The sequence below is a fragment of the Empedobacter sp. 225-1 genome (genome assembly GCF_030328185.1).
Taxonomy (GTDB): Bacteria; Bacteroidota; Bacteroidia; order Flavobacteriales; family Weeksellaceae; genus Empedobacter; species Empedobacter stercoris.
Genome location: NZ_JACALO010000065.1, coordinates 1 through 8,261, shown reverse-complemented (window position 1 = coordinate 8,261; position 8,261 = coordinate 1). Strand labels below are relative to the sequence as shown.

Below are 8,261 nucleotides of genomic sequence, written 5' to 3'. Positions count from 1 at the left end.
ACCATTCTATAATTGTTCTTAACTTTTCTTCTCTGACTTTCATTTTGTTTGGTTCGGTTTTACTATGTCGTACAACGGGAAACGCATTGGCGAAGTGGCGGATAAATTGAACCGAAAGTTCAATTTAGCAGTGACGTAGCCGATGTGTTTCCACAGAAGCTAAATTATTAAAAAAAAGCTGAATGTGGGACACATTCGGCGGAATAAAAAGCACAAAAGTTGAATTTTGAACTTAACCCGCCATTTTGCCAATGCGATGTTGAACTGAACAAGGGAAATGAGCGGTATCCTGCCAGACAGGATACCGACATTCACGAGGTTTCGATGGTTAGTGCGCCGCATCGGAGCGGGCCTGCTACCAGTCGTCGGTTAGACGACTGGCGACTTCTCGGTGGCAGCCCCACGGAGCCGAAGGAGCACCAGCCCCAACGAAACCAGTACCGCCATCGCCGTGGCGTAACAGATCACGGGCCACGCTGTGTCACCGTTTAAAAGTGCCACCGCCAATGTCCCGACAATGCTGACTATCAGGCTTTGAACGCAGAAGTAGAACGCGACCGCTGATCCCGCGATGTCGTCGAACTCTGCCAAAGCGCCGTTCGCGGTAACGGACACCGTGAAGACAATACCGACCGCGACAACCCACATCGGTAGGATGAAGGTGAGGAATGACGGCGAGCCGTAAAGTTCGCCGATCCCCAACAGGACCGCTCCGCAAACAAGCAACGCCATCCCACGCGCCACGCATCCTGCGATGCCCCATCTGGCGACAAAGGACTTCGCGAAACGGGTTGTCACGATCATTACAAGCGCGACAGTGGCGAAGGCAAAGCTGAATCCGATCTCGGAATATTCCGCTTGGCCTATGAGCACACGGGGAGCCGTCGAGAAGAAGACGAAGTAGGTGCCCATACCGGCGCTAAAGCCGACAGTGTAAACCCAAAAAGCCGGACTCGCGAAGATCGGCAAGACAGATCGGCGCGTCTTGACTTGATCCAGAGGGCGGGTTTCGTGCCACCTGAAACCCGCATTTAGGAGTGCGAGCATCGCCAGTATAGCCAAAGTAATGAATATCGCCTGCCATCCCAAGAACTCGCCGATCAATACTCCGGCGATAGGGCCGAGCGCAGGCACGAACGCCAGCATCGAACTGAAAAGGCCGTAGATGACGACACCCTCAGGACGGTTGGCATAAACGTCGCGAACCGTCGCGAACGTCGCCACCAGCATGGCCGACGCGCCCACTGCTTGAAGTAGACGGAAAGCGACAAAGGCCGGTGCAGTTGAAGACCAAGCTGCTCCCAGAGACGCAATGACGAAAGCCGTTGCGCCCGCAAGTAGAATTGGCCGTCGCCCGATTCTGTCTGAGAGCGGACCAAAAATCACCTGGCCCACGCCGAGCATCACCATATAGAGGCTCAACGTGAGTTGGATCATAGCGGGCGTCGTGTTCAGGATGCCGGGCATCGCTGGAACGACAGGGAGATAAATATCCATCGCCAGTGAAGCGAGGATGTCGAAAGGAGCCATCAGCAGCAGTGCTGCCGGCAGCGTATAGGCCCACGCGGGGCGTTGTTTTTGTTTATCAGTCATTTATGTGTTTTTCTATTCCATCAATTATTGATTTCCAATCATCAACGTGTAATTCGTGTCCTGTACCTTCAAGGGTGATTAGATTTGAACCTTTTATTTTTTCTAGTAAAAAACCTGCATTCTTATAATGCCAAATTTTGTCGTCTGTTCCGTGGATAATTAAGGTGGGTTGTTTGATTTCGTTTAATCTGTTCCAATATTCTTCACCACCACCACCTTGCGATGCAGCGTGATTGAACATACTTATATAATTGTTGGCTCTATTGAACTCAGCTCTTATCAGTTTTTCACTTCTTTGTTTGTCAAATTGTTTCTTGCCACTCATTAATTCTGCACCCTGAATTAAATAGTTTACCACACTGTCTTCATTTGTCCAATTGACTGTACCTGCTTTACTATGGAAATCTAAAATACTCGTGTCCATTTCAGGTATAGTTGGGTCTGAGTCTCCCCAAGGGCCTGATGACATAAGAGTTAAGGAGTTAACTCTGTCGGCAAACTTTATTGATGCTATTTGAGAAATTAGTCCGCCCAAAGAAATCCCCACAAAATGTGCTTTGTCAATCTTGTAGCCATCCAATATTGAAATAGCGTCATTAGTTAAGTCAACAATATCGTATGGAGTAGAACCTGGTTCATAATTAGTGGATTTTCCTACATCTCTGTTGTCGTAACGAATAACAAAAAATCCTTTTTCAGATAATTGTTGGCAAAATTCAGTGTCCCAATACAGCATTGAAACGGTTGCACCTGCTACCAAAAGGATTGCTGGATTTTTCTTATTTCCAAAACTTTCCGTACAGAGTTCAATGCCGTTTGTTTTAATTATTTTCTCTTTCATTTCTGTTTTCCTTTGTTTGCAACTGATTATTATCAGTCCTAAAATTAATATCCAAAGTAGTTTTTTTTCATTTATCAATGTTTAACTGTTATGCTGGTATCTTTCACAATGCCCGCTAACGTTTCGGGGCTTTGCGAAGTGGCAGAAAATCGAAGACGGAAGTTTCGATTTAGACGACACGTAGCAAAAGCCAATTTTTATTTGCTAAATTACAAAAAAAGCCAATAAAATTGGCTTTTGCGGATTACGAAGACGAAAACTTTCAACTTAGACGGAAACCCGCCATTTTGCAAAACCCTTGTTACAGGCAGTATTTTTCAGAGTTCAATCGTTCGTTCTATATTTATCTGCTCCAAAAATGTTTCATCGTGCGATACAACAATTATTGTTCCTTGATATTCATTTATGGCTGTTGTCAAAATCTCAACATTCTGAACATCCAAATTGTTAGTTGGTTCGTCAAGGATAATAATGTCGGGCGATTTGCTGTTAATAGTCAAGCAACACAATAACAAACGCATTCTTTCTCCACCACTCAATAAGATGCAAGGTTTATCCCAATCGTCTTTGGCAAACAAAAAACGATTTAAACGAATTTTGACTTCGTGTTCTTGCAATGCCGAAGTGTTAAATTGTTGGGCTTGTTCGTAAACTTTCAACGTGTTGTCGAGCAAAGAATAATCTTGGTCAATATAAACCGATTTATTGTTTGCTCGGTAAATTGTTCCTGATTGCGGTTCTAAATTTCCTAAAATCAAGTTAATTAAAGTTGTTTTTCCTGAACCGTTTTTTCCTTTCAAAACAATGCGTTCCCCACTTGTAATTTGAAAATTTAGTTTGTCTTTCCAAAGTGGCTTGTTGCCATAGCCAAAGTTGATGTCTGTTGCTGTGAACAGAATTTTCCCTTTATGCAAATCTGAATTATCTAAGCCAAATTTCATTTTATCAATGTCGGGTAGAGAAGAACGAAGTTCTTGTAAGTCTTGCGAAAGTCCTCCGATTTTTTCTGCGTGAACACTTTTCAATTTTGAAGTGCTGTTTTCCGCATTATTTCGCAAAGTGTTCATCATTATTCGAGCAACGCCCGATTTTTCTTGTTTGCCTTTGCCACGACTGTCCAATTTTTGTTGTCGCTCCAAAGTTTCTCTTTCTTTTTCTTTCGCTTTTCGCAACGCTTTTTCTTTGCTTTGAATGTCTTGGCTCAAAGCGTTGTTTTCTATTTGCTTTTGTTCTTTATAAAAGTCGTAATTACCACCATAAACTTTAATTCCGTATTTGCTCAATTCGCAAACGTTATTCAAAATATTAAGTAATTTTCTGTCGTGGCTCACGATTATTAAAGTGCTTTTTGTGGTTTGAACAAAGTCATACAAAAGTTGTCGGCTCGTGATGTCTAAATGATTACTTGGTTCGTCTAATAAAACTAATTCGGGTTGATGAATGGAAATTCCTGCAAGAAAAACTTTTGTTTTTTGTCCACCACTCAATGCTTCCATTTTTTGTGATAAATCAAAATCGTTAAGTTGCCAATAGTTTAATGCTTCTGTGCAACGGTCTTCGATTGTCCAATCGTCATTGAGCAAATTAAAATTTTCTTCGCTTGTGTTTCCGTTTAGAATTTCTTTCAAAGCGTTTAGTTTCTCATCAATTTTCAACGCTTGTGAAATGGTCAAATGATTGAACTGACCGAAAATCTGCGGAATATAATACGGTTCGGCTTCAACGTTTATTTGTCCGATGGTTGGTTGAAGTTCGCCTGCTATAATTTTGAGCAAAGTAGATTTTCCAACTCCGTTGTTACCGATTAACGCAGTTTTTTCGTGATTGTTTACTGTCAGATTGATGTCGCTAAACAGTAAATCTTTGTTTGGATGTGTATATGAAATGTTTTGTAAAGTAAGCATAATTCCTTTCTTTAAAAGATGAAACAATACAGCGACCGCTTTGCGGTTGTTGTTCTGATTTGTCTGAAAGAAATTATATTTTACATTTCGAGTTGTTTAAGTTTTTGTGTTTTGCAAATATACGAACTTTTTCTTTTAGTACGGTCGGTCGTAATATTGCCTATAACATAGTAATTTACGAAGTAAATAATAGAAAAGTTTCGTGAAATATTCCCTATATCCGTATTTCGTGTAATTACTTTGTTAAAAGTAATAAATTCTTTGATAGTCTATATTATCTAAATAACATTTGTATGAATAGCGAGGTTTTTATTTAAAATTTTTAAATTCTCAATCATGGATCACGAAACTCTACAATTGATACTTTATTAATCTATTTCATTACTTAACATAATTCTTATTATCTACCAAAATATTTTAGGTTAAAACATTGAACTTGAATAAGTGCCGTTTTGAATAAGTAATTTTATATTTAAAAACGCTCGGAAAGGCGCATTCTGCCGTTGTAACTGCATATCCAAAGCAGACAAAAATAAAGCCTTAGTATAAAATTACTAAGGCTTTATTTGAAAAGATCAGAATGAGATCCTATTCTTGTTAAATGAATTTCTTTTTTATCTTCATCAAACTGAAACCAAATAAGAAGTAAATCAGAATTAATGTGACATTCCCAATAATCTTTATAGTCGCCAATAAGTTTATGAGCTTTCATTTTTAAAGGTAGATTATCAGCACCACCTTTAATTAATAATTCTAAACACATTTCAATATCTTGGACTTTTTTGGGAGCTTTTTTAAATTTTTTAAAATCCTTTTTAAATTGAGTGGAGAATATTAATTTATAATTATTCATCAAGTAGATTTTTTAGGTAACCCTTTAATTCAGATGGATTACTTACCGAATCAAGATTTTCTGAATTATTTTTTAATTCTTCCATTGCTGAAATAGTTTCTGAATTAGGGATAGAATATCCTGTAGCATCTAAAAGTATTGTTTCAATATAATTATTAAAACTTCTATTTGATTTAATAGCTTCTTTTTTAAGAAACTCATAAAGATTATTGTTTATTCTTAAAGAAGTTAATCTTTTCTCTTTAGTATTCATAATGATAGTATTTGTAATACAAATGTAATCATTAATAAATAAACATTTCTTTTCTGGATATATTTTGTTTGTTCAAATTGGGTTAAAGATTCAAATTCTCCATTCTTCAATTTAAAAAGGGAATGTTATTTTAAAATAACATTCCCTTTTTTAGAGAAAATATGGATTAAAATTATTCGGAGTAATTGTATTCAAAAAGAATATAGCAAGGTGTGTTTTTTGACTCAAAAAACCTCCGTAAACTTTGGTATTTATATCAAAAGCGATCCCGATCTACGGGACAAAGAATTGATTTCTCGTCAAAGTCGCAATCAAAAATTAGGTGTAATATGAAGTGTGGAACCAACTAAATTAAGAGGTGTAAATCTAAAATTGCCACCACTTTTTTTTCTTTTCTGGAGTGTGTATAGGTTGTTCTAATTGAACTTCTTTTTTAGGTGCTTCTAATAAAAGAATTGTCTTTTGTAGATCCATTATTCTACCCTCTTTTTCTTGTAAAAGCAATTCCTTATTTTTTAATTCTTGTTCAAATAAAGCTATTTTTGTTTTTAAAGAATTTATATCTTCTTGCTTCTGCCAAATTTCGGCTATGTCATACTTTTGCCTTTGTGGTTTTTTGACATCTTTTAAGGGTTCATAAACAGAAAACAAATAATTAACCTCTATCAAAGTTTTATTTCCTTTTTTCTGTAAGTATGGTACAGATTCAGAGTTAGCGAACAGTCTTCTTATTGTTCTTTCACTTTTTCCTGTTTTTTTTACAGCATCTTTTACATCTATATAATTCATGAATACAGAAAGTTTAAACTATGACAAAAGTATGTCAAAATATAGATATGGCATACTTTTGTCATATTACTTTTTCATGTATTTTTCTTCAAAAATCTGTTCAGATCTGTGTTTTAATGAACCAATAAGGTATGCCTTTAAATTTTTAATTTCATAGAGTACAGATTGAGCTTTTAAATCAACTAAAAAATCTAATAATTCTTCTTCTGAAAGATGATTGTATAAACTTTCAAATAAGCTAAGATTGTTATTTAATTCTTTATCGGTAAACTCGTAATTGTACTTTAAATAATCTTCTATGTTCTTAGGAATAAACCAACGATTTGACATTTGTTTCATTGCTTTTTGTTTCTTCAATGATTCATCTTCAAATTGGGGTTGATGGATAGGAATAAAACGAATGCCTGTAATCTTTCGACCTGTTTTGATTGTTTCGTAATGAAAAGTGTAAGGACTACATTTATCAAGTTCGATTTTAGCAGGTTCTATTATTCTTTTTATAAAATCTCTTGTTTGTGAATACTTACCAGACAACGAAAACATTTCCTTTAAAGCTTCAATGCTATAATTAATAGGAGTTTTTTGATTAGATAATAGTTCATAAAAACGCATAGAATAAACACTCTCAAATTCCATTGCTATTTTTAACTCGTATTTTTTAAATCCTTTTGAAAAATCTAAAAACGCTTCTACAATTTCTTCATGTAAAGTGAAATTTATATAATTTTTATTTTTAAACACCTTAGGGAAATATAAGATATTAATAGTTTCCCAAGTTTCCTCTGTTTCGTATTCAAAAACTTTTTTAGCTAAAGAAAGCAATGCTTTTTTTATTTGAGCATGGTTTTTATCTTCCTCATTCTTTTTAAATGCTGAAAAAGGGAATGTGAATTTAAATAATTTTATATCATCGTGAAGAAATTCTTTTAATGAATAGTTCTGATTTAATTCCTTTCCTTCTATTAAAAATTGTAATTGCTCTATTATTTTATATAAAATGCGCTTTTCATAAACTGAATAATCATATTTCGCAGTTGTTAAAATATAGGATTGTAAAATTTCTTTGTTATTGATTATCATAAAGCAAGGTTAACTATTAAGACAAAGATAATACTTTTTTTTAAAACTAAGACATGTAAAAATACAAGTCTTTAAAGGTATTATAAAAGTCTTATTAAGGTTCTACAAAAGTATTATAAAAGTCTTATTAAGGTATTATAAAAGTCTTATTAAGATTTTTTTAAACCCTTGTAGTTACTATGATAATCAGTTATATATTCATTTTTTGTCGGAAGTCGATAAGTAATGTTAGATAAGCTATGTTTATTTAATACAAAAACATGGTGATTTTTTAGTTTTTAAGGGTGTGATTTTCTACGAAAAATCACTTTTGGGAGTTTGCGTGAAATGCAGTGCTTTCATTGATCTGAAAAACAAAAACAAATTGACGTGACTTTTTTATGCGCACCAGGGGGGGGGGCGGATTTTTTCCAATATAAAATCTATTTGTATATTTGTGTACACAAATAGTTACACAATGGCAATAGTAGAAACAACAAGTAGACAGTTTAGAGAACGTCAGAAAGATTTTTTTGATATGGTCGACAAAGGAAAAAAAGTAGTCATTAGAAGAGGGAGCAAGAACGCTTATTTGCTAACACCTATTTCTCAAAATGATCTTTATTTTTCAGAAGAAATGATCCAAAGAATTAAAGATGCTGAACAAGAAATTAAGGAAGGAAAAGGAATAACTATAAAATCAAAAGAGGATTTAGACGCGTATTTTGATAGTTTATGAGTTATAAAACATTCTTTGCAACGATAAATGATGCTGAAAATTAAACTAAAACTAAATATAAGCAACTTAAATGCAGTCTTGCATGTACTGAATAGTTACGACAAAGAGTTTAAAGGCGATAATTTTGCGTTTAAAGCCATTTTGTCGATTTCAGATGACTTATATAGTAAATTACTTAGAAAAGCGATTACAGAGCGTAAAAACGATAAAATATTTACAATCTCATTCAA

At 35.1% G+C, this 8,261-nt stretch carries 9 protein-coding genes; 2 read left to right on the top strand and 7 right to left on the bottom strand.

Annotated features, from left to right (window positions below; translation table 11 throughout):
- Positions 1-369 precede the first annotated feature (369 nt).
- The 7 genes from floR to HX088_RS13385 form a co-directional block, all read right to left on the bottom strand.
- Positions 370-1,593, bottom strand: coding sequence for a chloramphenicol/florfenicol efflux MFS transporter FloR (floR, locus tag HX088_RS13415; protein ID WP_014053560.1), 1,224 nt, complete (start codon positions 1,591-1,593; stop codon positions 370-372).
- Positions 1,586-2,434, bottom strand: a complete 849-nt coding sequence (gene estT, locus HX088_RS13410; RefSeq protein WP_185148407.1) for a macrolide hydrolase EstT — start codon at positions 2,432-2,434, stop codon at positions 1,586-1,588. The genes floR and estT overlap by 8 nt, the downstream gene beginning before the upstream one ends.
- Positions 2,435-2,751: 317 nt before the next feature.
- On the bottom strand, positions 2,752-4,338 hold the full coding sequence (gene abc-f, locus HX088_RS13405; RefSeq protein ID WP_260544620.1) for a ribosomal protection-like ABC-F family protein: 1,587 nt from the start codon (positions 4,336-4,338) through the stop codon (positions 2,752-2,754).
- A gap of 562 nt (positions 4,339-4,900) precedes the next feature.
- Positions 4,901-5,191, bottom strand: coding sequence for a type II toxin-antitoxin system YafQ family toxin (locus HX088_RS13400; RefSeq protein ID WP_092910726.1), 291 nt, complete (start codon positions 5,189-5,191; stop codon positions 4,901-4,903).
- Positions 5,184-5,444, bottom strand: a complete 261-nt coding sequence (locus HX088_RS13395; RefSeq protein ID WP_092910729.1) for a hypothetical protein — start codon at positions 5,442-5,444, stop codon at positions 5,184-5,186. Before HX088_RS13395 ends, HX088_RS13400 begins: the two co-directional genes overlap by 8 nt.
- 366 nt (positions 5,445-5,810) lie before the next feature.
- Positions 5,811-6,233, bottom strand: coding sequence for a hypothetical protein (locus HX088_RS13390; protein WP_286484420.1), 423 nt, complete (start codon positions 6,231-6,233; stop codon positions 5,811-5,813).
- A 66-nt stretch (positions 6,234-6,299) separates the two neighbouring features.
- A complete protein-coding gene (locus HX088_RS13385) occupies positions 6,300-7,313 on the bottom strand; it encodes a replication initiation protein (protein ID WP_286484418.1) in 1,014 nt (337 codons plus the stop codon).
- Between the two features lie 457 nt (positions 7,314-7,770).
- On the opposite strand from HX088_RS13385, the gene HX088_RS13380 reads away from it, so the two are divergent.
- Complete coding sequence (locus HX088_RS13380) at positions 7,771-8,031, top strand: hypothetical protein (protein ID WP_286421179.1); 261 nt, start codon at positions 7,771-7,773, stop codon at positions 8,029-8,031.
- A gap of 30 nt (positions 8,032-8,061) precedes the next feature.
- Positions 8,062-8,261 (top strand): hypothetical protein (locus tag HX088_RS13375; protein WP_286484417.1); only part of this gene is annotated, 200 nt, incomplete at its 3' end.